The 21,409-nt window shown below is 68.7% G+C and carries 22 protein-coding genes; 6 read left to right on the forward strand and 16 right to left on the reverse strand.

Annotated elements, in window-relative coordinates; translation table 11 throughout:
* Nucleotide 1 precedes the first annotated feature (1 nt).
* From B7P44_RS15820 to tauA, 3 genes are read right to left on the reverse strand one after another with little or no spacing between them, the layout of a single operon-like run.
* The gene (locus B7P44_RS15820; RefSeq protein WP_084905693.1) at nucleotides 2-976 is read right to left on the reverse strand and encodes an ABC transporter permease subunit; all 975 of its coding nucleotides are present in this window, start codon (nucleotides 974-976) and stop codon (nucleotides 2-4) included.
* Entirely contained in the window at nucleotides 976-1,797 is an 822-nt protein-coding gene (locus B7P44_RS15825; RefSeq protein ID WP_084905695.1) for a taurine ABC transporter ATP-binding protein, read from the reverse strand. The genes B7P44_RS15820 and B7P44_RS15825 overlap by 1 nt, the downstream gene beginning before the upstream one ends.
* 27 nt (nucleotides 1,798-1,824) lie before the next feature.
* Nucleotides 1,825-2,850, reverse strand: coding sequence for a taurine ABC transporter substrate-binding protein (tauA, locus tag B7P44_RS15830; RefSeq protein ID WP_084906732.1), 1,026 nt, complete (start codon nucleotides 2,848-2,850; stop codon nucleotides 1,825-1,827).
* A 474-nt stretch (nucleotides 2,851-3,324) separates the two neighbouring features.
* Here tauA and B7P44_RS36360 point away from each other — a divergent pair, with 474 nt between their 5' ends.
* On the forward strand, nucleotides 3,325-3,945 hold the full coding sequence (locus B7P44_RS36360; RefSeq protein WP_133117966.1) for a hypothetical protein: 621 nt from the start codon (nucleotides 3,325-3,327) through the stop codon (nucleotides 3,943-3,945).
* 64 nt (nucleotides 3,946-4,009) lie between these two features.
* Here the strand turns inward: B7P44_RS36360 and lipA are convergent, their stop codons facing one another.
* From lipA to B7P44_RS15845, 3 genes are all read right to left on the reverse strand, one after another.
* Nucleotides 4,010-5,002, reverse strand: coding sequence for a lipoyl synthase (gene lipA / locus B7P44_RS15835; RefSeq protein ID WP_084905697.1), 993 nt, complete (start codon nucleotides 5,000-5,002; stop codon nucleotides 4,010-4,012).
* Nucleotides 4,995-5,741, reverse strand: coding sequence for a lipoyl(octanoyl) transferase LipB (lipB, locus tag B7P44_RS15840; protein ID WP_084905699.1), 747 nt, complete (start codon nucleotides 5,739-5,741; stop codon nucleotides 4,995-4,997). The genes lipA and lipB overlap by 8 nt, the downstream gene beginning before the upstream one ends.
* An 83-nt stretch (nucleotides 5,742-5,824) precedes the next feature.
* The gene (locus B7P44_RS15845) at nucleotides 5,825-6,151 is read right to left on the reverse strand and encodes a DUF2917 domain-containing protein (protein WP_084906734.1); all 327 of its coding nucleotides are present in this window, start codon (nucleotides 6,149-6,151) and stop codon (nucleotides 5,825-5,827) included.
* A gap of 101 nt (nucleotides 6,152-6,252) precedes the next feature.
* On the opposite strand from B7P44_RS15845, the gene B7P44_RS15850 reads away from it, so the two are divergent.
* Nucleotides 6,253-7,197: a transcriptional regulator GcvA gene (locus B7P44_RS15850; RefSeq protein WP_084905702.1), complete on the forward strand. Its 945-nt coding sequence runs from the start codon at nucleotides 6,253-6,255 to the stop codon at nucleotides 7,195-7,197.
* 31 nt (nucleotides 7,198-7,228) lie between these two features.
* Here the strand turns inward: B7P44_RS15850 and B7P44_RS15855 are convergent, their stop codons facing one another.
* Genes B7P44_RS15855 through B7P44_RS15865 form a run of 3 tightly spaced genes read right to left on the reverse strand, consistent with a single transcriptional unit; the run spans nucleotide 7,229 to nucleotide 9,829 of the window.
* Nucleotides 7,229-7,537, reverse strand: coding sequence for an HP0495 family protein (locus B7P44_RS15855; protein ID WP_010090550.1), 309 nt, complete (start codon nucleotides 7,535-7,537; stop codon nucleotides 7,229-7,231).
* Nucleotides 7,537-8,463, reverse strand: a complete 927-nt coding sequence (locus tag B7P44_RS15860) for a D-amino acid aminotransferase (RefSeq protein ID WP_084905704.1) — start codon at nucleotides 8,461-8,463, stop codon at nucleotides 7,537-7,539. Before B7P44_RS15860 ends, B7P44_RS15855 begins: the two co-directional genes overlap by 1 nt.
* Before the next feature lie 49 nt (nucleotides 8,464-8,512).
* Nucleotides 8,513-9,829, reverse strand: coding sequence for a D-alanyl-D-alanine carboxypeptidase family protein (locus B7P44_RS15865; protein ID WP_084905706.1), 1,317 nt, complete (start codon nucleotides 9,827-9,829; stop codon nucleotides 8,513-8,515).
* 551 nt (nucleotides 9,830-10,380) lie between these two features.
* Here B7P44_RS15865 and B7P44_RS15870 point away from each other — a divergent pair.
* Nucleotides 10,381-11,475: an IS5-like element ISButh5 family transposase gene (locus tag B7P44_RS15870; RefSeq protein WP_084905708.1), complete on the forward strand. Its 1,095-nt coding sequence runs from the start codon at nucleotides 10,381-10,383 to the stop codon at nucleotides 11,473-11,475.
* Between the two features lie 157 nt (nucleotides 11,476-11,632).
* Here B7P44_RS15870 and B7P44_RS15875 read toward each other — a convergent pair whose 3' ends face one another.
* The 7 genes from B7P44_RS15875 to B7P44_RS15905 form a co-directional block, all read right to left on the reverse strand.
* Complete coding sequence (locus tag B7P44_RS15875) at nucleotides 11,633-12,277, reverse strand: alpha/beta hydrolase (protein ID WP_084905710.1); 645 nt, start codon at nucleotides 12,275-12,277, stop codon at nucleotides 11,633-11,635.
* A gap of 17 nt (nucleotides 12,278-12,294) precedes the next feature.
* On the reverse strand, nucleotides 12,295-12,612 hold the full coding sequence (locus B7P44_RS15880) for a (2Fe-2S) ferredoxin domain-containing protein (RefSeq protein ID WP_084905712.1): 318 nt from the start codon (nucleotides 12,610-12,612) through the stop codon (nucleotides 12,295-12,297).
* Between the two features lie 67 nt (nucleotides 12,613-12,679).
* Nucleotides 12,680-13,852 (reverse strand): VanZ family protein, encoded by a 1,173-nt coding sequence (locus B7P44_RS15885; protein WP_084905714.1) that lies wholly within the window; start codon nucleotides 13,850-13,852, stop codon nucleotides 12,680-12,682.
* A gap of 16 nt (nucleotides 13,853-13,868) precedes the next feature.
* On the reverse strand, nucleotides 13,869-14,507 hold the full coding sequence (locus B7P44_RS15890; protein WP_407923993.1) for an ABC-type transport auxiliary lipoprotein family protein: 639 nt from the start codon (nucleotides 14,505-14,507) through the stop codon (nucleotides 13,869-13,871).
* A gap of 20 nt (nucleotides 14,508-14,527) precedes the next feature.
* Entirely contained in the window at nucleotides 14,528-15,454 is a 927-nt protein-coding gene (locus B7P44_RS15895; protein ID WP_084905716.1) for an MlaD family protein, read from the reverse strand.
* A 14-nt stretch (nucleotides 15,455-15,468) separates the two neighbouring features.
* On the reverse strand, nucleotides 15,469-16,353 hold the full coding sequence (locus tag B7P44_RS15900; RefSeq protein ID WP_084905718.1) for an ABC transporter ATP-binding protein: 885 nt from the start codon (nucleotides 16,351-16,353) through the stop codon (nucleotides 15,469-15,471).
* Complete coding sequence (locus B7P44_RS15905) at nucleotides 16,350-17,474, reverse strand: MlaE family ABC transporter permease (RefSeq protein WP_084905720.1); 1,125 nt, start codon at nucleotides 17,472-17,474, stop codon at nucleotides 16,350-16,352. Before B7P44_RS15905 ends, B7P44_RS15900 begins: the two co-directional genes overlap by 4 nt.
* A 309-nt stretch (nucleotides 17,475-17,783) precedes the next feature.
* On the opposite strand from B7P44_RS15905, the gene B7P44_RS15910 reads away from it, so the two are divergent.
* The 3 genes from B7P44_RS15910 to B7P44_RS15920 all read left to right on the forward strand — a co-directional run bounded on the left by B7P44_RS15910 (nucleotide 17,784) and on the right by B7P44_RS15920 (nucleotide 21,401).
* Nucleotides 17,784-19,850: a bifunctional 2',3'-cyclic-nucleotide 2'-phosphodiesterase/3'-nucleotidase gene (locus tag B7P44_RS15910; RefSeq protein WP_084905722.1), complete on the forward strand. Its 2,067-nt coding sequence runs from the start codon at nucleotides 17,784-17,786 to the stop codon at nucleotides 19,848-19,850.
* Nucleotides 19,851-19,858: 8 nt separating this feature from the next.
* Nucleotides 19,859-20,704 carry a tetratricopeptide repeat protein gene (locus B7P44_RS15915; RefSeq protein WP_084905724.1) on the forward strand — a complete coding sequence of 282 codons (846 nt, stop codon included), beginning with the start codon at nucleotides 19,859-19,861 and terminating at the stop codon, nucleotides 20,702-20,704.
* A 166-nt stretch (nucleotides 20,705-20,870) separates the two neighbouring features.
* A complete protein-coding gene (locus B7P44_RS15920; RefSeq protein ID WP_084905726.1) occupies nucleotides 20,871-21,401 on the forward strand; it encodes a hypothetical protein in 531 nt (176 codons plus the stop codon).
* Nucleotides 21,402-21,409 lie beyond the last annotated feature (8 nt).

A 21,409-nucleotide genomic window follows, 5' to 3' on the forward strand; every position in this document is an offset into this window, starting at 1 on the left:
CTTACCCCCTGCCCTTCCACGGCACGACCCGCCGCTCGACCCAGCGCATCCCGAGGTCGAACAGCCACGCGATCGCGCCGATGATCAGGATGCCCATCACGACGATGTCGGTGCGCAGGAAGCTCGATGCATTCAGCACCATCTGCCCGAGCCCGGCCGTCGCGGCGACCATCTCGGCCGCGACGAGCGTCGTCCAGCCGAAGCCGATCGCGATCCGCAGCCCGGTGAGGACTTCCGGCAGCGCGGCGGGCAGCACCACGTGCCGCACGATCTGCGCGAAGCTGCCGCCGAGCGAATACGCGGCGTTGATCTGCTCGACCGTCGCGGCCCGCACGCCCGCGCGCGCCGCCATCGCGACCGGCGCGAAGCACGCGAGGAAGATCACGACGAGCTTCGCGGTCTCGTCGATCCCGAACCAGATCACGACGAGCGGCAGGTACGCGAGCGGCGGCAGCGGCCGGTAGAACTCCAGCAGCGGATCGAGCACGCCGCGCGCGACGCGGCTCACGCCCATCAGGATGCCGGCCGGCACGCCGAACGCGGTCGCCAGCACGAACGCGCCGAACACGCGCGCGGCGCTCCACAGCAGATGCTCGGACAGCGGCAGCCCACCCTGGATGCGGCCGTGCCACGCGTCGACGAACGCCGTCCATACCGCTTCCGGCGCGGGCAGGAACAGCGGCGGCAGCCATTGCCGGTGCGTCGCGACCCACCACAGCACGGCGAGCGCCGCGACCGTCGCCGCGCTCAGCACGCCCGTCTTCCCCTGCCCCGGCAACCGGTAGCGGCGCGATGCGCGAGCGGGCCGGGCGGCGGCAGCGAAGGCGCGCGGCGACGCGGTGCGATCGTCCTGCTCGAAACCGGCGGCCGCGCGATCGGCCGCCCACGAATCCTGTGTGCTCATGCTGTCCTGCCTGTGCAAAGTACCGTACCGACCGCGCCCGCTGGACGCGCCCTGCCGCGCCAGCTCGCGCATCACGCCGCTTCTCCGACCGGTCCCCCGAGCGCTTCTCCACCCGCTTCGTCGCGATGCAGATACGCGATCAGCCGCTCGCGCCACGCGATGAAATCGGGCGACGACTTCACCCCGCGCGCGTCGCGCGATTCGACGTAGCGGCGCGCGAACGGCAGTTCGAAGGTGTCGGCGATCCGGCCCGGGCCGGGCGTCATCACGACGAGCCGCGTCGCGAGAAACAGCGCCTCCTCGACGTCGTGCGTGATGAAGAACACCGTCTTGCCGGTGCGCGCCCACACATCGAGCACGAGCGCCTGCATCGTGCCGCGCGTCATCGCGTCGAGCGCGCCCATCGGCTCGTCCATCAGCAGCACACGCGGATCGCTCGCAAGCGCGCGCGCGATGCCGACGCGCTGCTGCATCCCGCCCGACAGCTCGTAGACGCGCGCATGCGCATGGCGCTCGAGCCCGACGAGCGCGAGCATCTCCCGTGCGCGCGCCGCGCGTTCGGCCTTCGGCACGCGCGCGAAGCGCAGCCCGAGCGCGACGTTGTCGAGCACGTCGAGCCAAGGCAGCAGCGCGTATTTCTGGAACACCACGCCGCGGTCGGCGCCGGGGCCCGTCACGGGTACGCCGTCGACCCGCACGTCACCGGTCGTCGGCGCGACGAAGCCGGCCATGCAGTTCAGCAACGTCGTCTTGCCGCACCCCGACGCGCCGAGCGCGACGACGAATTCACCCGCGTCGATGCGCAGGTCGACCTGCGCGAGCGCTTGCGTCGTCGGACGCCCGCGCTCGCCCGGATAGGCGACCGATACCTGACGGACTTCGAGCGTGCTCATGTCTGGCTCCGCGATGCGTCGTCGCGCTCAGCGCGCGGCTTTCTGCACGAACTGCGGATCGACGCCGACCGAGTAGTCGGCGAGCACCGTCTGGATCGTGCCCTGCGATTTCAGGAACGCGGCCGTCGCCGCGAGCGACTTCGCGGCGCCCGACTGCGCGCCGCCGCCGAGCCACGTCGGCGACGCCTGCTCGGCGGGCGTCGGGAATGCGTAGAGCGCGAGGCTCGCCGGCACGTCCTGCGCGTTCGCGCCGGACACCTTCGCGACGGCCGCGACCGGCGGCGAACCGACCTTCCATGCGGCGGCGTGCGCGCGGTAATCGGCGTCAGCCGCCGCGAGCACCTTGACGAAGCGCGTGACGAACTCGGGGTTGTCGCGCGCGAACTTGCGGCTCACGACGAAGCCGTCGAAGGTGGCCTTGCCGCTCTGCTTCGCGACCTGGCCGGATGTCGTCAGCACCGTGCCGGACTGCTTGACCTTCGCGAGCACCGGATCCCAGATGTAGGTCGCGTCGATGTCGCCGCGCGTCCAGGCCGCCGCGACTTCGGGCGGGCGCAGGTTGACGATCTTCACGTCGTTCGGGTTGACGCCCGCGGCCTGCAGCGCGACGAGCGTGTGGAAGTGCGACGTCGACACGAACGGCACGCCGATCTTCCTGCCCTTGAGCGCGGCGACGCTCGTCACGCCGGAGCCGTTGCGCGCGACGAGCGCTTCGGCATCGTTGATGTTGTCGAGTATCCAGAACAGCGAGATGTCGAGCCCCTGCGACAGGCCGGCCGCGATCGGGCTCGAGCCGGCCTCGCCGAGCTGCACCGAGTCCGACGCTAGCGCGCGGATCACGTCCGCGCCGCTGTCGAGCTTGCGGAACGTGACCTTGTAGCCGGTTGCCTTCTCGACCTCGCCGCTCGCCTGCGCGTAGCGCCACGGCACGACCATGTCCTGGTAGGCGATCACGACCTCGCGCGATTCGGCGTGCGCCGCGCCGGGCGCGGCAAAGGCGGCGAGCGCGGTCAGCGCGGCAGCGGCGCGGCGGATGAGGCTGAAACGGGGCATGCGGCTCTCCTTCGGCATTCTGGCGATTCAACGAGAGAGCCGACTATAGGAGGTTTGCGCGCGGCGGGAGCGAACTTATCCTGCGAAGCTATCGACGACGTTTCAGCTTTGCTTTCCACGCTGGATTGGATCGCGCGTCCGGTCGGGTGGCGATTGTCGTGCGCAAGCCGCCTCTGGCGGAACCGCACGTGTCAACGATGAATCGGTCCATCCGGCTCTCCGGACACGCGCCCGCTGCGGGTCCGGGAGCCCTCTTTGCCAGGACGCAGCCTGGCCCGGCAACGCCACGATTCAATTCCGCAACGTTCACCCGGCCACATCGCTACCGGACGCTCAACCGACAGGCCGAGAGCCGCATATTCGCTGGCCTGGCCCGATATATGCAGCGCCCCGGAAGCCCGCGCCGTCTCGCGTTCGATCGGCGCCCGGGCAAACCAATCAGCCTGCAGAAGAGCGAAACCGGAGGCGCGTCTCGTGATAAGTCCTGGTTCGGCCTGTCTGCGCGCCAAGATCGAACATGCGTTGGGTCGGCTGGTTGCAGCGGCATTTGCCATCGTGCTTCTGGCTTCACCACTCCGCGCAGATGCACAGGCTGGCCGGCCTCCCTTCAGCCGGGTCTCCGCAACCGCGTATGGTACGGTGCTCGACTCGTGCGGCGTGACTCAGACCGCCGTCACGATCTCGACCTTCGGGACGACAGACCTCGAAAATGCCCCCAATGCTGCAGCGTCGGTCGTCGTCTATCGCTTTGATCGCTGCAAACGCTCGCCCGTCTTCGCTTACGGCGCTTCACGGCGATGTGACCTTTCGGTCGGGGCAGCCGACGGTAGCCGATGGCCGAAATCGGTGACGGTCTCGGGACAGATACCGCTGAGCGTATTCACTTCGAGTGGCCACAGCAGGGACACCGCGAGGTTCGAGTTGACCCTGCAATGGGTCAACGCGCCGTCGGGGTCCAGCGACGAGAATCATAGCGGCGCTGCGGGCGACGACCTGTATGACCACAGTGTCGACACGATCGGCGAAATGACGCTGCCTGCTTTGGGGCTGCGGTCATTTCCGTTGCCGAATGGCCAAATGAAGTTTGAAAGATGAAAAGCCCGCAGCGTGCGGGCTTTTCCAGGCTCGTCCGACGACGAAGCGGCAACGAGGCGGACGCTCAGACCACCCCGGCCCCATGCGCCTGCAGGTCGGCGTGATAGCTCGAGCGCACCATCGCGCCGACGGCCGCGTGCGTGAAGCCCATCTTGTACGCCTCTTCCTCGTACATCTTGAACGTATCCGGATGCACGTACGCGCGCACCGGCAGGTGGTGCTCGGACGGCTGCAGGTACTGGCCGACCGTCAGCATGTCGACGTCGTGCGCGCGCAGGTCGCGCATCACCTGCAGGATTTCCTCTTCGGTCTCGCCGAGGCCGACCATCAGGCCCGACTTCGTCGCGACGTCCGGATGCAGCGCCTTGAAGTCCTTCAGGAGCTTCAGCGAGTGCGCGTAGTCCGAACCCGGGCGCGCTTCCTTGTACAGGCGCGGCACCGTTTCGAGGTTGTGGTTCATCACGTCCGGCGGCGCGGCGTTGAGGATCGAAATCGCGCGGTCGAGGCGGCCGCGGAAGTCCGGCGTCAGGATCTCGATGCGCGTTTCCGGCGACTGCTCGCGCACTTCACGGATGCACTCGACGAAGTGGGCGGCGCCGCCGTCGCGCAGGTCGTCGCGGTCGACGCTCGTGATCACCACGTACTTGAGCTTCAGCGCGGCGATCGTGCGCGCGAGGTTCTTCGGCTCGTCGGTGTCGAGCGGATCGGGACGGCCGTGGCCGACGTCGCAGAACGGGCAGCGGCGCGTGCACTTGTCGCCCATGATCATGAACGTCGCGGTGCCCTTGCCGAAGCACTCGCCGATGTTCGGGCAGCTCGCTTCCTCGCACACCGTATGCAGGTTGTGCTCGCGCAGGATCGTCTTGATCTCGTTGAAGCGCGAGCTGCCGGTGGCCGCCTTCACGCGAATCCACTCGGGCTTCTTCAGCCGCTCGATCGGAATGACCTTGATCGGGATGCGCGCCGTCTTCGCCTGCGCCTTCTGCTTGGCGGTCGGATCGTAGGCAGGGGTCGCGGCCGAATCGGCCGGTGCGGGGGAAGCGGTCAAGTCAGTCATTCGAATGTTCCAGTGCCTGCGGCTTGTCGGCGGCCGCGGATGCGCCGTCGAGGTTGACAATCAGACGGCGCACCAGCGTATGGGCGACGTCGTTCCAGTCGGCGGCAACCTCGAGGCTCGCCATGTCGACGGTTTCCAGTCCGGCATAGCCGCACGGATTGATCGCGAGAAACGGGCGCAGATCCATCTTCACGTTCAGGCTCAGCCCGTGATAACTGCAGCCGTTGCGGATCTTCAGGCCGAGGGCCGCGATCTTCGCGCCCTCGTGAAGGCCCGACGCCACGTAGATGCCCGGCGCGCCCGCCTTGCGGACCGAGGCGAGATTATACGCCGCGAGGGTTTCGATCACGGCCTCCTCGATCCGGGACACCAGCGGGCGGACCATCAGCTTGCGCCGGCGCAAGTCCAGCAGCAGGTACATGACGATCTGGCCGGGGCCGTGATAGGTGATTTGCCCGCCGCGGTCGACCTTGACGAGCGGGATGCCGCTGTCGGCGACCAGCAGGTGGGCCGGATCGCCCGCCTGCCCGAGCGTATAGACGGGCGGATGCTCGACCACCCAGATTTCGTCGCCGGTGTCCGCGGTGCGCGCATCGGTGAACGCGCGCATCGCGCCGAAGCTCACGTCGTACAGCTCGACGCCGCGCCAGCGTACCGTCACCGGCGGGACCGGAAGGGCTGCGGGCGAATCGGGTGCGGCGACAGGCGTGGACACAGTGGAAACCGGCGAGACGGACATGGGCGGTAGTTTACCGAAAACCCGGACGTCTCGCCGGCTATGGAAAGGGACGGATCGATGGCATCCGCCGGATCAGAACGACATCAGACGGTGCGCCACCCGTTCTGGAACAGCGCCGCGACGCGCTCGCGCAACCGGGCGAGCCCCGTCAGCGCGACTTCCTTCGGCGGCCGCGACACCGAGAACGCGACGCACGCACTCCCCGCACCCTCGGCGCTCAGCCACAGGCGCTCGCCGCGGCGCAGCCGCAGCGTTTCGCCGTCCACGAGGAAGTAATCGCCGACGTCGTTGCTGCGCGTCGCCCACACCGGCCCGCACTGGACCGTCAGCCGCGTGCTGCGCTGCACCCGCATCGGGACGGTTTCTCCGGGGGGAATCTCGAACGTGATGCTTGAAGAAATTTCTTGCATGATGCGCTCCGCCAAAAATGCTTCGATGGCTACAATCGTATTCATCTCCAGGCGTCCGACCAAACGACCAATTTTCACGTCGATGTGAGGAAAATTAGCAAATGGACCTGCGCCAGCTCCCCGCGCTGAACGCGATTCGCGCATTCGAGGCTGCCGCCCGCCACGAAAACTTCTCGCGCGCCGCCGACGAGCTGTTCGTCACGCACGGGGCGGTCAGCCACCAGGTGCGCGCGCTCGAGGAGGAGCTCGGCGTGCAGCTCTTCACGCGCAACGGCAAGCGCCTGTGCCTGACCCACGCGGGCATCCGCTACGCGCAGCAGGTCCGCACCGCGCTGATGATGCTCGTCGAGGCGACGCGCGAAGTGCGCGCGAGCGACCGCGACCGGCGGCTGGTGATCTCGATGCTGTCGTCGTTCGCGGCGCGCTTCGTGACGCCGCGCATCGGCTCGTTCATCGAGCAGCATCCGGAAATCGACGTCGAGCTGCAGTCGACCAACGCCCTCACCGATTTCGCGCGGGACGACGTCGACATCGCGATCCGCTTCGGGTTCGGCACCTATCCGGGGCTGTACGTGGAGCCGCTGCTCGACGAAGTGTTCTTCCCGGCCTGCGCGCCGACACTGAACGGCGGCGTGCTGCCGAAAACGCCCGCGGATCTGGTCCGCTACAACCTGCTGCGCTCCGACGACGAGCTGTGGCGGCCGTGGTTCGACGCGGCGGGCCTCGATACGCTGACGGAGCCGAAGCGCGGGATCCTGTACCAGGATTCGTCGAACCTGCTGCAGGCGGCGATCGGCGGCCAGGGCATCGCGCTCGTGCGGCGCTCGCTCGCGGTGCACGAGCTGCGGCAGGGGCGCCTCGTGCGCCTGTTCGACATCGATGGGCCGAGCCCGTGGAACTATTTCTTCGTGTGCCCGCCGCCGCTGCTGGGTACACCGCGCGTACAGGCGTTCAGGACGTGGATGCTGCAGGAAGTCGCCGGATTCAAGCTGCTGTGCGACGAACTGGACGCGCGCCGCGCGGCGGAGAAATCCGCCGCCGCGTGAGCGCGCAAGGAAGGGAGGGAGGGGATCAGGATCAGAGCACGACCTTGACCATCGGATGGCCGGTCAGCGCACGGTAGATGTTGTCGAGCTGCTCCTGGCTCGTCGCGCGCACGGTGATCGTGAGGCCGGTGTAGTTGCCGCCGCTCGACGCGCGCTCCTCGATCTTCTCGAGGTCGATTTCGTTGTCATGGACACTCACGACCTTGAAGATCGTGTCCTTGAACTCCGGGTGCGCCTTGCCCATGATCTTGATCGGGAAATCGCACGGGAACTCCAGCAGCGATTCCTTCCGGGTATCGATCGCGCCGGTCAGCTCGACGGTTTTGGACGGTTCGCTCATCACTTTCTCCGGGTTAGGTCAAACTGTTCAAACTCGCGCGCCTTCGCGCGCTGGTACGCGTCGTACAACGCCGCGAATACCGGGCCGGGCTTGCCGCCCTGCACCGGCAGATCGTCGAGCGACGTGACGGGCAGCACCTCCTTCGTCGCCGACGTGATCATGATCTCGTCGGCCGCGCGCAGCTCCACTTCGCTGATCTCGCGCGCGACGAACGGAATCCCGCATTCGTCGGCCAGCTCCTCGAGCAGCGCGTAGCGGATCCCCTCGAGGATCTTGTTGCTGCGCGGCGGCGCAAGCAGCTCGCCGTTCTTCACGATCCACACGTTCGACGACGAGCCTTCGGTCAGCTTGCCGTCGCGCAGCTGCAGCGTCTCGAACGCGTCGTGCTCGACCGCATGCTGCGCCATCAGCACGTTGCCGAGCAGCGAGGTCGACTTGATGTCGCAATGCAGCCAGCGCCGATCCTCGGCGGTCACGCAGCGCACGCCGGCCGCGCGCTCTTGCTCGGACGGCAGGCGCAGCGGGTGCGTCATCATGAACACGGTCGGCACGGCGTTCGCCGGGAACGCGTGGCTGCGCCTCGCGACGCCGCGCGTCACCTGAAGGTAGACGAGCGCGTCGCGTGCGCTGAGGCCGTCGGCGTTCGCCGCGACGACGCGCTCGATCAGCGCGCGCCACCCCGCGTCGTCGTGCGGGTTGGCGATGCCGATCTTCTTCAGGCTGCGCTCGAGCCGCGCGAGATGCTGCGCGATCCGGAACGGCACGTGCGCGCCGTCGTGCGCGTAGACGGGGACGACCTCATACACCCCGTCGCCGAAGATGAACCCGCGGTCGAGCACCGGCACGCGGGCTTGCGACAGCGGCACCAGCTCCTCCTGCGAGGAGACGCTCAGGTAGACGATCGGTTCGAATTCGGCTTGGCTCATGGCTATGTCAGATGGGGATGAAGTCGTCGAAACAAAGGCCTCGACTCGCTTACTTCTTCTTGCTGAACATCAGCAGGATCGAGTCCCAGATACGGCCGAAGATACCCGCTTCCGGCACCGCCTGCAGCGCGACGATCGGGAACTGCGACAGCGTCTTGCCGTCGGCGACGATCTTCACGGTGCCGACCGCCTGGCCTTCCGCGAGCGGCGCGATCAGCGGCGCGTTCACCTCGACCTCGGTCTTCACCTTGTCGCCGAGGCCGCGCGGCACCGTCACCCACTGGTCGCCCTTCACGCCGACCTGCACGTTGTTGCTCTTGCCCTTGTAGAGGCGCGGCGTCGAGATCGCCTGGCCGCCCTTGAACAGGCGCACCGCATCGAACGCGCTGTAGCCGTAGTTCAGCATCTTCATGCTGTCCTGCGTGCGGTCGCTTTCCTTGGTCTCGCCCATCATCACCGACACGAGGCGGCGCGGCGCATCCGCCGTGCCCGGCATCGGCCGCTTCGACGACGCGATCAGGCAGAAGCCCGCCGCCTGCGTGTGGCCGGTCTTCAGGCCGTCGACCGTCGGGTCGAGCCACAGCAGGCGGTTGCGGTTGCCCTGGCGGATATTGTTGTACTTGAATTCCTTCTCCGAGAAGATGCTGTAGTACTGCGGAAAATCACGGATCAGGTGCGCGGACAGCGTCGCGAGATCGCCGGCCGTCGTGTAGTGGTTCGGGTCGGGCATGCCGTTCACGTCGGCGAAGCGCGTGCCCTTCATGCCGAGGCGCTGGACCTCGTCGTTCATCATGTTGACGAACTGCGCCTCGCTGCCGCCGACCAGCTCGGCGAGCGCGATCGCCGCGTCGTTGCCCGACTGGATGATCATCCCGTAGACGAGGTCGTGCACCGACACCGGCTTGTCCGCCTCGATGAACATCCGCGACTCGTCGGTGCCGACGCGGCGCACGGCCGCGCTCGGCGTGACGATCTGCTCCATCGAGATCTTCTTCTTGTCGAGCGCCTCGAACACGAGGTACGCGGTCATCAGCTTCGTCAGCGATGCCGGCTCGACGCGCTCGTCCGCGTTGCCCGACGCGAGCACGGTGTTGCTCGTCGCGTCGACGAGCACCCACGAGCGCGCGTTCACGCCCGGCGGCGGCACCGCGCCCGGCATGTAGGTCGCGGGCGCGCCGGTCGCCTCGGGCGCGGCGGCCGGCGCCGCATGCGCGGCCCGGGCCTTGGCGGCGGGCTTCGCCTCGGCGGCGACGATCGTCGACGCGAGCGCGACGGGCAGCATCACGCCGAGCGCGACGTTGCGCGCGGCGGTGCTGAAGGCGATGGAGGAAGCGAGGGACTTGAGGCCTTGGGTGGACAAACGCATGATCGATTCAGGCTGATGGCAGAAAGTACGGGCGCGAAACACGCACGGTTGAATGGCAAGGCGGCGGGCGTTTCGGCCTGCACCTGAAACGTCAGGCGATGCGAAACGCGCCGGTTGGACTCGTGCGGACGCGTTCGGTTCGCGACCGGCGCAGCGCGTGCGCGACGGGCCAGCGAATCGAGCGCCGCATGGGCCCGGCCGGGCCGCGGGCGACGCGAAATCCGGCCATTATACGTGGCCGCGACGCGCGTTTTCGTGAATGCGGCGCTACACCGGCACAGATCGGCGTCGCGGGGATAGCGCGACGGGAATGCGCAGGACCACTATCGAAGGGAGATGCAAGATGCGCGAGGCGGCCTGCAAGTCGCGCGGCGGCGGAACCCGGGCGGGTCCCGCCTTCAAGCCGCTATCGGAGCATTATCGGGGCGTGATCACGGGGTGATCCGGCCCTAGCAGGCTGTTGAAATTGGATACGGTGTAAGCGGGCGCTGCGGGCGGTGCGTTAGAGATATCGTGTTCATGATCTTGGGCAAACGAGAGCGATGCGCGGAATGGACGAGATGCAAGAACCGCTGTTCACGACGGTGAAGCTGGAAGACTTCGTGCCGGCTGATCACCCGTTGCGGCCGCTTCGGCTGCTGGTCAATCAAGCGCTGAAGCGGCTCAACGGGCTGTTCAGCACGATCTATGCAGACAGCGGCCGGGCCTCGATTGCGCCTGAGAAGCTGCTGCGTGCGTTGCTGCTGCAAGTGTTTTATTCGATGCGCAGCGAGCGCATGCTGATGGAGCAGATGCGATACAACCTGCTGTTCCGCTGGTTCGTCGGCCTCGCCATCGAAGACGCCGTCTGGGATCACTCGGTGTTCTCGAAGAACCGCGATCGTCTGCTCGAGCACGAAGTGGTCGAAGCGTTCTTTACTGAAGTCATGAGCCTGGCCGACAAGCAAGGGCTGCTGTCCAGAGAACACTTCTCGGTCGATGGCACGCTGATCCAGGCATGGGCCAGCCACAAGAGCTTCCGGCCCAAGGACGGTTCGGACGATCCGCCGGCCGGCGGTGGCCGCAATGTCGACACCGACTGGAAGGGCAAGCGGCGCAGCAACGAGACTCACGAGTCGAGCACCGATACGGACGCGCGGCTGTTTAGGAAGAGCAAAGGCACGCCGTCCATCCTGTGTTACCAGGGGCACATCCTGATGGAGAACCGATCGGGCTTGGTAGTGGGTGCTGTGGTGAGCCATGCCGATGGCTTTGGCGAACGCGCCAGCGCGTTGCGCCTGCTCGATTGCGTGCCGGGCCGTCACGCCAAGACGCTCGGCGCCGACAAGGGTTACGACATGCGCGACTTTGTGCGGGACTGTCGTGCGCGCAAGGTGACGCCGCATGTCGCGCGCAACGACGCGCATCAAGGCGGCAGCGCGATCGACGGGCGCACGTCGCGGCACGTCGGCTATGGCATCAGCCAAGTCATTCGCAAACGCATCGAGGAGCACTTCGGCTGGGGCAAGACCGTCGGCCGGATTCGACAGACCGTGTATCGCGGCATCAAGCGAGTCGACCAGCACTTCAAACTGACGATGCTGGCGAGCAACCTGACTCGAATGGCCCGAATACTGACGGCGGTGCCACAAGGGGCAATGCGATGAGCCGGCCAAGCGTGGCCGTCGCGCGGCAGCTCGCCGGCTGGCCCGCTCGCCAGCGGGGCAGCCGGGACGATTTATCCGCAACTCAGCAGCCAATCGCATACGAAACCCTTTTAAATAGTGCCCCGGCCGTCAAAACGAGGCGCTTTTCAACAGCCTGCTAGCGCCACGCATCGACGACGACGCGCTTGAGCACATGCAGCTTGCGATGGAAGAAATGCTCGGCGCCGGGAATCACGACGACGGGCAATTCCTGCGGCCGCGCCCAGTCGTACACCGCCGCGATCGGCACCGTGTCGTCGGTCTCGCCGTGGATCACGAGCGTGTTCTCCGGCACGTCGGCGACCTGCCAGCGGCTCGCGGCCGTGCCGACGAACACGATCCGCTCGATCGCGTCGCCCGCGTCGCGCAGCCGCTTCGCGACGTGCGACAGCACGAAGGTGCCGAACGAGAAGCCGGCCAGCACGAGCGGCAGGTCCGCATACGCGGGCTGCGCGCGCATGTGCGCGAGCACCGCGAGCAGGTCGTCGGCTTCGCCGAAGCCGTTGTCGTGCACGCCCTCGGTCGCGCCGACGCCGCGGAAGTTCGACCGGTAGACGACGTAGTTGAGCTGCACGAGCGTGCGCGCCAGGGTTTGCGCGACCTTGTTGTCCATCGTGCCGCCGAACAGCGGGTGCGGATGCGCGACGAGCGCGATGCCGCGCGGCGCGGCGCTGCCTTCGCGCACCGCGTCGGGCAGGTCGACGGCGATCTCGATCTGGCCGACGGGGCCGGCGATCAGCGATTTCTGCGTATGTACGTTCATGCTGTCGATCGCCCCGCTCAGATCTTCAGGCGGTCGACGGGCTTGCCGTCGCGCAGGTGCGATTCGACGATCTCGTCGATGTCGGCCTTGTCGACATACGTGTACCAGGTGCCTTCCGGATAGACGACCATCACGGGCCCCTCCTCGCAGCGGTCGAGGCAGCCTGCCTTGTTGATGCGGACCTTGCCCGGCCCGGCGAGGCCGAGCTCCTTCACGCGCTTTTTCGCGTATTCCTGCATGGTCTGCGCGTCGCACTGCGCGCAGCTCGGACGTTCGGCGCCGGGCTCGCGCTGGTTCAGGCAGAAGAAGACGTGGTGCTGGTAGTAGGAATCCATGATGGGTGACGGCGAGCGGCCCGGCGACGAGGCCGGGTCGGCGGTGGCAGGTGAATGGTGCGGACGATTATAGCGAGCGGCGCGCGCGGCTGCCCGGACCGCCGCCCGTCAGCCACGCGCGCTCGACGCGCAGCCCGAGCCAGATCAGCGCCGCATAGGGCCAGATCCACGCGAGCCAGCGCGCGATGCTGTTGAAGTGCACGTAGCGGCCCTGCCGCCAGCCGGACAGCGTGAAGTCGAAGAACGGGTTGACGGGCAGCAGGTTGACGAGCACGACGCCCGCGACGAGCGCGGCGGCGGCGAGCGACGCGCGCCACGCGTCGGACACGTACAGCGCGGCGAGCGCGGCCGCGAAGCCGAGCTCGATGCCGAGCCGCGCGCCGGGCGTCGCCCACACGACGACGAGCCCGGTGGCCGACTGCATGAACGTCGCGGCGGACTTCAGCACGAGCGTCGCGGCGACGAACGCGATCATGAGCCGCACGCGCGGCGCGCGCGGCCGCATCGCGAGCGACGCGATCGCAAGCGCGGGGAACAGCATCAGCGCGCCGAGCACGGCCTCCCACCCGGAATCGGACAGCCAGCCGTCGACCTGCTCGGGCCATGCCGACACCTGCCACGCGGCCGGCAGCCATGCGAGCAGCGCGTCCTGCATCGACGCGTCGGCGCGCTCCCACAGCGCGGCCGGCCAGTCGCCGATGCCGAACAGGAACGGGGAAGGAAACAGGATCGCGAACGGCCAGAGCGCGGCCAGCAACAGCGGCGTCGCGCCGTCCGGCTCGAACCACGCGAAGCGCAGCCGCCTGAGCGCGCCGCGATCGAGCAGCGCGCCGGTCGCGGGCGCCATGAACGCCGCGCCCAGCAGCGCGCCGAGCGCATTGGCGGCGAGATCGAGATTCGATGCGACGCGCGTCGGCAGGTAGGTCTGCAGCGCCTCCATCGACCCGGACAGCAGCGCGCCGAGCACGCCGGCGATCAGCGTCGCGCCGACCCCGCGCCAGCGCGGATGCAGCGCGAGCACCGCGAGGCCGCCGAACGGCAGGTAGCCGAGCACGTTGGTGACCACGTCGAACGCGGTCACGTAGCGCTGCATCGGCGCGAACAGGTAGTCGAACGGGCCGATGCCGAGCGCAGTCCAGCCCTCGAACGGATACAGCGATGCGTAGACGACGAGCGCCGTGTACGCGGCGAGCGCCTGCCGCGCCAGCGTCGATGCGCGGGGCGAGCCGGGCGCGCTCATCGCGGGCGCCGGCGCATCAAGGCGTGCCCGCGTAGGCCTGCATGCCGACCCAGGCCGCGATCTGCGCGACGAGGTCGTCGCTCGCCATCGCGAGCGCGCGCGCGCCGCCGGCGGCGTCCGGCGTGCTTGACGGCGCGCGCGCGACGAACGTGCGCTGGCCGAGCACCTTGCCGTCCTGCGTGAGCGTCGCGCGCGCGGTAACGGCGCCGTGGCTCTGCGACTGCCCGTCGAACACCTGCTCGAACTCGCTCAGGTCGATCCGCAGCGTCGGCGCGCGCACGCCGTCGGAGCCTTCGAGCACCGCACCGCGCGACGACAGCGCGCCGCGCAGCCGCTGCGTGAGCAGCTGCGCGGGCGGCGCGGTCCAGCGGCTGTCGCGGTAGACGGCCATGCGCTGCGCGTCCGCATACGTGAGCCGGTAGACGAACTTGTCCGAATCGAGCGCGTCGGGCGCGACGATGTCGAGCACCTTCAGCGCGGGGCCGGGGCCGGCGGTCGTGACCGGCGCGGCCGGGCCGAGGTCGTAGCGGACGTTCGACAGCGCCGCGTTTTCGCTGGCGCAGCCGGCCGCGAGCGCGAGCGTCAGCACGGCGAGCGCGGCGGCGGCCGGGCGCAGCGCGCGGGCGAGGGTTCGGGACATGACGTGTTCCTGCATGAAAATTCCGGATTCGATGATCAGTGGGCCGCCGCGCCCGGCCAGACGAAGCCCGCCTCGCCCGGCCCAGGAGCCGCGCCCGGCGAGCCGAACAGCAGGCTGCGCGGATTGCGGCCGAGCTCGCCCGCGACGTCCTTCAGCTGGCGCGACGCGTCGCCGACGCTCGTCGCCAGCGTGTTGAAGCGCGGCAGCGTGTCGGACTGCACGCGTGCGTTCAGCTCGTTCAGCGCGTCGCCGATATGCTCGGCGGCCGTGCCGGCCTTGTTCAGGTTCGCGACGAGCGGGCCGTTCGGCTGCAGCAGCGTGTTCGCCGACGCCATCGCGCGGTTCACCTCGTGCATCGTCGTCGGCAGCTCGGCGACCGCCGGGCCGAGCTGCTTCGACAGCGTCGTCACGCCGTCCGCCGCGTGCTGCATGCTTTCCACCGTCGCGCGCAGCTGCTCGCGCATCTCGGGCGACATCAGCTCGTTCGCGCTCTTCGCCGCCAGTTCGAGCTGCCGCAGCAGCACGTCGCCGCGCTGCTGGATCTGGTCGAACAGGCTCGGGTGCATCGGGATCTGCGCGACCGCCTTCGTCGAAGACGGCAGCGGCGACAGGTCGGTTCCCGTGTCGTCGAGCTGCACGAACGCGATGCCCGTCACGCCCTGGAAGCCGAGGCTGCCGAACGTCGACTGCGTGATCGGCGCGTCCTTGTCGACCATGATGCGGATCCGGATCTGCCCGGGGCGCGAGCGGTCGAAGCCGATCGACTGCACCTTGCCGACGTCGAGGCCGCGAAAGCGCACCGCCGCGTCCGGAAACAGCCCGGTGACGTTGGTGCGCGCGATCAGGTCGTACGGAATGCGCACTGCGCGATCGACGTTGAACCAGAACACGGCGCCGGCGATCACGAGCGTCAGCGCGATCGTGAACAGGCCGGCCAAGAACGCATGAGATTTGTTTTCCATTCGCGGGTTCCTTGCTACAGCTCGACGCTCGCCGGCGCCGGTTCGAGGGCTGCCGGCGGCAGCTTCGCGCGCCGCTCGGGCGGCAGCGCCTGCAGCGCGCGCCGGCCGCGCAGCCCCAGAAAATATTCGTGGATGAACGGATGGTCGACGTTCGCGGCCTCCTCGACCGGCGCGGCGACCAGCACCTTGCGGTCGGCGAGCACCGCGACGCGCGTCGACAGCGCGACCATCGTGTCGAGATCGTGCGTCACCATCACGACCGTCAGCCCGAGCGTGCGGTGCAGCGTGGCGATCAGCTGGACGAATTCGTCGGACGCTTCCGGATCGAGCCCTGCCGTCGGCTCGTCGAGGAACAGCAGCTCCGGCTCGAGCGCGATCGCGCGCGCGATGCCGACCCGCTTCACCATCCCGCCCGACAGCGCGGCCGGCATCTTCGACGCATGCTTGCACGGCAGCCCGACCATCTCGAGCTTGAGCATCACGATGTCGTGCAGCAGGTCGGCCGGCACGCGGCCGAGCTCGCGCAGCGGCTGCGCGACGTTGTCGAACACCGTCATCGACGAGAACAGCGCGCCCTGCTGGAACAGCATCCCGGAACGGGTGCGCATCATTCGCGACGTGGCCGCGTCGATCGTCGACGTGTCCTGGCCGAACACCTTGATCGTGCCCGACGTCGGCCGCTCGAGGCCGAGGATCTGCCGCACGAGCGTCGTCTTGCCCGAGCCCGAGCCGCCGACGATCGCCACGATCTCGCCGCGCCGCACGTCGAAATCGAGCTTCTGGTGGATGATGTTGCGCCCGTAGCGCTTCGTCAGGTTGCGCACCTCGATCACGAGGTCGTCGGCCGGCGCGGCGCCGGCCGACGCCGCATCGGTTGTCGGCAGGTTCAGCATGTTCATCCGAGCCCCACGTTCTGAAACAGCATCGCGAACACGGCGTCGGCGAGGATCACGACCGTGATCGACGTGACGACCGACGTCGTCGTGCCTTCGCCGAGGCTCTGCGAGTTCGCCTTGATCCGGAAGCCGAAATGGCACGCGACGAGCGCGATCAGCATGCCGAACACGACGCCCTTGCCGAGCCCGATGTACAGGTTCGCGATCGGCACGACGCCCGGCAGCGAGCGCACGAAAAAGCTGAAGTCGATGCCGAGCGCGAGCTTCGCCGCGAGCGCGCCGCCCGACAGCGCGATGACGTTGGTCCACATCACGAGCAGCGGCATCGCGACGCCGAGCGCGAGCACCCGCGGCAGGATCAGCCGCAGCCCGTGCGGGATGCCCATCACGCGCATCGCGTCGAGTTCTTCCGTCACGCGCATCACGCCGATCTGCGCGGTGATCGCCGAGCCCGAACGGCCGGCGACGAGGATCGCCGACAGCACTGGCCCGAGCTCGCGGATCACCGACAGCCCCAGGATGTTCACGATGTACCGGTTCGCGCCGAACATCTGCAGCTGCTGCGCGGACAGGTAGCTCAGCACGATGCCGATCAGGAACGCGACGAGCGCGGTGATCGGCAGCGCCTGCGCGCCCGCGCTGTAGACGTTCGCCGACGTCTCCTTCCACGGCATCGTCTTCGGCCGGCGCAGCACCGACAGCGCATCGAGCACCACGCGGCCGAACATCGAGATGCCGCCCTGCAGGTGCTCGGAGAACGTGAACAGCGCGCGACCGAGGCGCGTGACGGGATCGACGCGCTCGATGCGCTCGGGCGCCTCGCGCTGGCGGTCGAGCCGCTCGATGCGCTCGAAGATCGTGCGCTGGGTCTCGGTGAGCGCGATGCCGGCCGGCAGCTTGCGGCCCCAGACCCGCCAGAGCGCCTGGCCGCCGACGTGGTCGATCCGCTCGATGCCGGACAGATCCCATTCGCGCACGCGGCCTTTCGCGAGCCCCGCGACGCGGCGCGCGACGACGCCGCGATTGCGCGCCAGCGCGAGCGCGGTCCACTGTCCGTACAGGCGCACGGTCGGGCCCGGGCCGCCGGCATCGACCGACAGGCCGGGAGGAGTGTCGAAATCCAAGGCGGCTAGTTTGCAAATGAATGACACTGGCCATTGTAACGAACCGCCCGCTCCCGCGACGTGAGGATTTCCGCCGGGATCGTCCGGCTCGCAGGCGACGGCTCCGCCGTCCCCGGACGCCCGCGGCTCGCCGCCCCCGGCCTGCCGCCCGCTGCTCGTCGCGCCCCCTTTCCGCGAGCCGTCGCGGGCCTTTCATTCCACCGTCACGTTTCCTTTCGATACTCTCACGCGCTGCACGACCGGCCGTCGGCGCGCCACGCGCCGCCTTCCGTGCAGACCACGACAACAGAACACCAAACAGGACAACCGATGCGATTCCCTTCGCCTCTCCGCCATCGCGCGCCGGCTGCCGCCGCGCTCGCGAGCCTCACCTTTCTCGCCGCCTGCAACGGCGACGACGTGATCGCCCCGCCGTCGTCGCAGGCGCACGCGCAAGCGCCCGTCGGCACCAAGGCGACCCTCGCGCTGCTCGAGACGACCGACCTGCACACGAACGTGCTCTCGTATGACTATTTCAAGCTCGCGGCGGACAACTCGCTCGGCTTCGAGCGCGTGTCGACGCTGATCGCGCAGGCGCGCGCGCAGTACCCGAACACGCTGCTGCTCGACAACGGCGACACGATCCAGGGCACCGCGCTCGCCGACTACCAGGCGCTCGTGAGCCCGCTCGGCTGCGACCAGACGCTCGCGATCTACAAGGTGATGAACGCGACGAAGTTCGACGGCGGCGGGATCGGCAACCACGAATTCAACTACGGGCTGCCGTACCTGTCGCAGGTGACCGGCAACACGTTCGACGTCGACGGCCTGCCCGCGCCCGCGCAGCAGAAGAAGTGCGCGGGCCCGGCGTTCCCGCAGGTGCTCGCGAACGTGATCAGCGCGAAGACCAACGCGCCCCTCTTCACGCCGTACACGATCCTGACCCGCACGATCACGGCGGCCACGCCGGACGGCAAGACGGTCAGCGCGCCGGTGAAGGTCGGCATCATCGGCTTCACGCCGCCCGCGATCATGAACTGGGACAAGCGCTGGCTCGACGGCAAGGTCTACACGACCGGCCTGAAGGAAGCGGCCGAGAAGTACATTCCGGAGATGCGCGCGAAGGGCGCGGACCTCATCGTCGCGATCTCGCACGGCGGGCTCGACAACTCGGCGTACTCGCCGACGATGGAAAACGGCAGCTGGTGGCTGTCGACCGTGCCGGGCATCGACGCGATGCTGATCGGCCACTCGCACCAGGTGTTCCCGGATGCGAACAGCACGGTGCAGCAGTTCAACCTGCCGGGCGTCGACAAGGTCAAGGGCACCGTCAACGGCGTGCCGACCGTGATGGCGAACTACTGGGGCAAGCACCTCGGCGTGATCAAGCTCGGCCTCGCGTTCGACGGCAAGACGTGGAGCGTCGACAAGTCGCTCACGACCGTCGAGGCGCGCCCGATCCAGAACGCGGACAAGAGCTACGTCGCCGCCGACCCGTCGGTGGCGGCCGCGATCGCCGCCGAGCACCAGGCGACGATCAACTACGTGAAGACGCCGATCGGCTCGACCGACTACCGGATGAACTCGTATTTCGCCGACGTCGGCGATCCGGGCGCGATCCAGGTCGTCAACGAGGCGCAGGCCGACTACGTGAAGACCTACGTGCAGGCGAACCTGCCGCAGTACGCGTCGCTGCCGGTGCTGTCGGTCAGCGCGCCGTTCAAGAGCGGCTTCGGCGGCGGCAACGACTTCACCGACGTCGCGCCGGGCGCGCTCGCGATCAACAACGCGGCCGACCTGTACCTGTATCCGAACACCGTCTACGCGACGAAGGTGAGCGGCGCGGACGTGAAGAACTGGCTCGAGACCGCCGCGAAGCGCTTCAACCGGATCGATCCGACGCAGGCGACCGTGCAGAAGCTCGTCAGCGGCTTCCCCGGCTACAACTTCGACATGTTCACGTCCGCCGATCTGTCGTACGAGATCGACGTCACGCAGCCGGTCGGCAGCCGGATCAGGAACCTGACGTACAAGGGCGCGCCGATCGACCCGAACGGGCAGTTCATCGTCGCGACCAACAACTACCGCGCGAGCGGCGGCGGCAACTTCCCCGGCCTCGACGGCAGCAAGACGATCTTCGCGTCGCCGGACGCGAACCGCGACGTGCTGATCGCGTTCATCAAGAAGCGCGGCGCGATCACGCGCGCGGCGGACGGCGCGCAGCGCAGCTGGCGCTTCACGAAGCTCGCGAGCTCGGTCGCGCACGTGCAGTTCGCGTCCGCGCCGAATCGCCTCGCCGACGCGGCGGCGGCCGGCCTGACCGGCATCACGCAGGTCGCGGCCGACGACGGCTCGGGCAAGAACCTCGCCACCTACGAGATCGACCTGACGCAATGAGGCACGCGATGCAACCGATCCGCACCATGCGGCCCGCCGAGGCGGGCTTCGCGCCGGCCGCGCGGCGCCTGCTGCGCGTGAAGCTGCCGCCCGCCGTGCTGCTGGCGGCGGTGGCGGCGCTCGCCGCCGCCGTCGTCGCGGCGAGCGGCTGGCGCGGCGCCGGCCCCGCGCCGAGCGCCGCGCAGCTCGACGAATGGCAGGCGATGGTCACGCAGGCCGGCGAGCCGCACGCGCTCGCGCGGCTGCGCGACCTCGCGCGCGCCGGGTCCGCCGACGCACAGGCGGCGCTCGGCGGCGCGCTCATCGATGCGCGCGAGCCCGGCTTGCGCGACGAAGGGCGCGGCTGGCTCGAAACCGCCGCGCAAGCGGACGGCGCGGCGGGCGCGCCGGCTGCGCGCCGCGCGCAGCTCGCGCTCGGCAAGGCGCTGCTGCTCGGCAGCGGCGGGCTGCCGAAGGACTATGCGCGCGCCCGGACGCTGCTGGCCGCCGCCGCCGGACACGGCGACCCGGCCGCCGCGTACTACCTCGGGCTGATCTACCGCAGCGGCTACGGCATCGCCGCCGATCCCGCGCAGGCGGCGCGCTGGTTCGACGTGGCGTCGCGCGCGGACATCCCGGCCGCCGACTTCATGCTCGCAAACGCGTATCGCGACGGCAGCGGCGTGCCGCGCGACGACGCGCGCGCGCTCGCGCTGTACCGGCGCGCGGCCGAGCACGAACTGCCGGAAGCGGTGCAGACGCTCGCGATGGCGTATCGAAACGGCGAGCTGGGCCTCACGCCGGATGCGGACGAATTCCACGCGCAGTGGATCGAGACCGCGCATGCGCTGAAGCATCCGGTTGTTGCGCCGTAAGGGTGCGTCGGAAGCGCAAGCCGGCAGGACGGCGGTGGCCTGACGCGCATGACCCGGCGCCCCGCGCATCGATCGCCTTGAACCGGGATCGATCGCGAGACGCCGGCATGCGCGCGGCGGTGCCTTATCATGCCGCCTCACAACAAAACCTGAGAGGACCGCATCCATGTCGCATCGCCTGTCCGGCCTTCGCGCCGCCCTCGGCGCCGTCGTCGCCGCCCCGTTCGTCGCGCTCGCCGCGCCGCCCGCCCATCCCGATATCTTCAGCGCCGCGATCTGCAAGCCGCCGTTTACTTCGGACCTCATGAGCGCGATCTACGACACCGTCAAGGCGACCGATCCGAAGCCGGACGAATCGATGCTGGGCGCCGCGGTCTTTCGTCTGCCGGAGCCGATCCGCCGGGACGGCTTCACGACGCAGAACGTCGTGTTCACCAGTACGGGAATCGGCGTGCTCGTGGAAGGTGAGGTCGCCGACCAGCTCGCGCAACGCTACAAGCTCGCCCCCGAGAAGGGCCACCTGCTGGGCGCGTCGTCCGTCGGCTATTCCCGCCGGCTGACCGTCCGGGGGCCGGGGGGCGCCCTGATCCTCGTTTCGGCCCGCCAAGGCCCGGCGCTGAAGGGCAAGACGCTGCTTGCCTGCGAAATGACGTCCGAGGAAGACATCAACGCGCTGGAGCAGATGGAACAGCATTGAGCCGGCCA

It is taken from the genome of Burkholderia ubonensis subsp. mesacidophila (assembly GCF_002097715.1).
Taxonomy (GTDB): domain Bacteria; phylum Pseudomonadota; class Gammaproteobacteria; order Burkholderiales; family Burkholderiaceae; genus Burkholderia; species Burkholderia mesacidophila.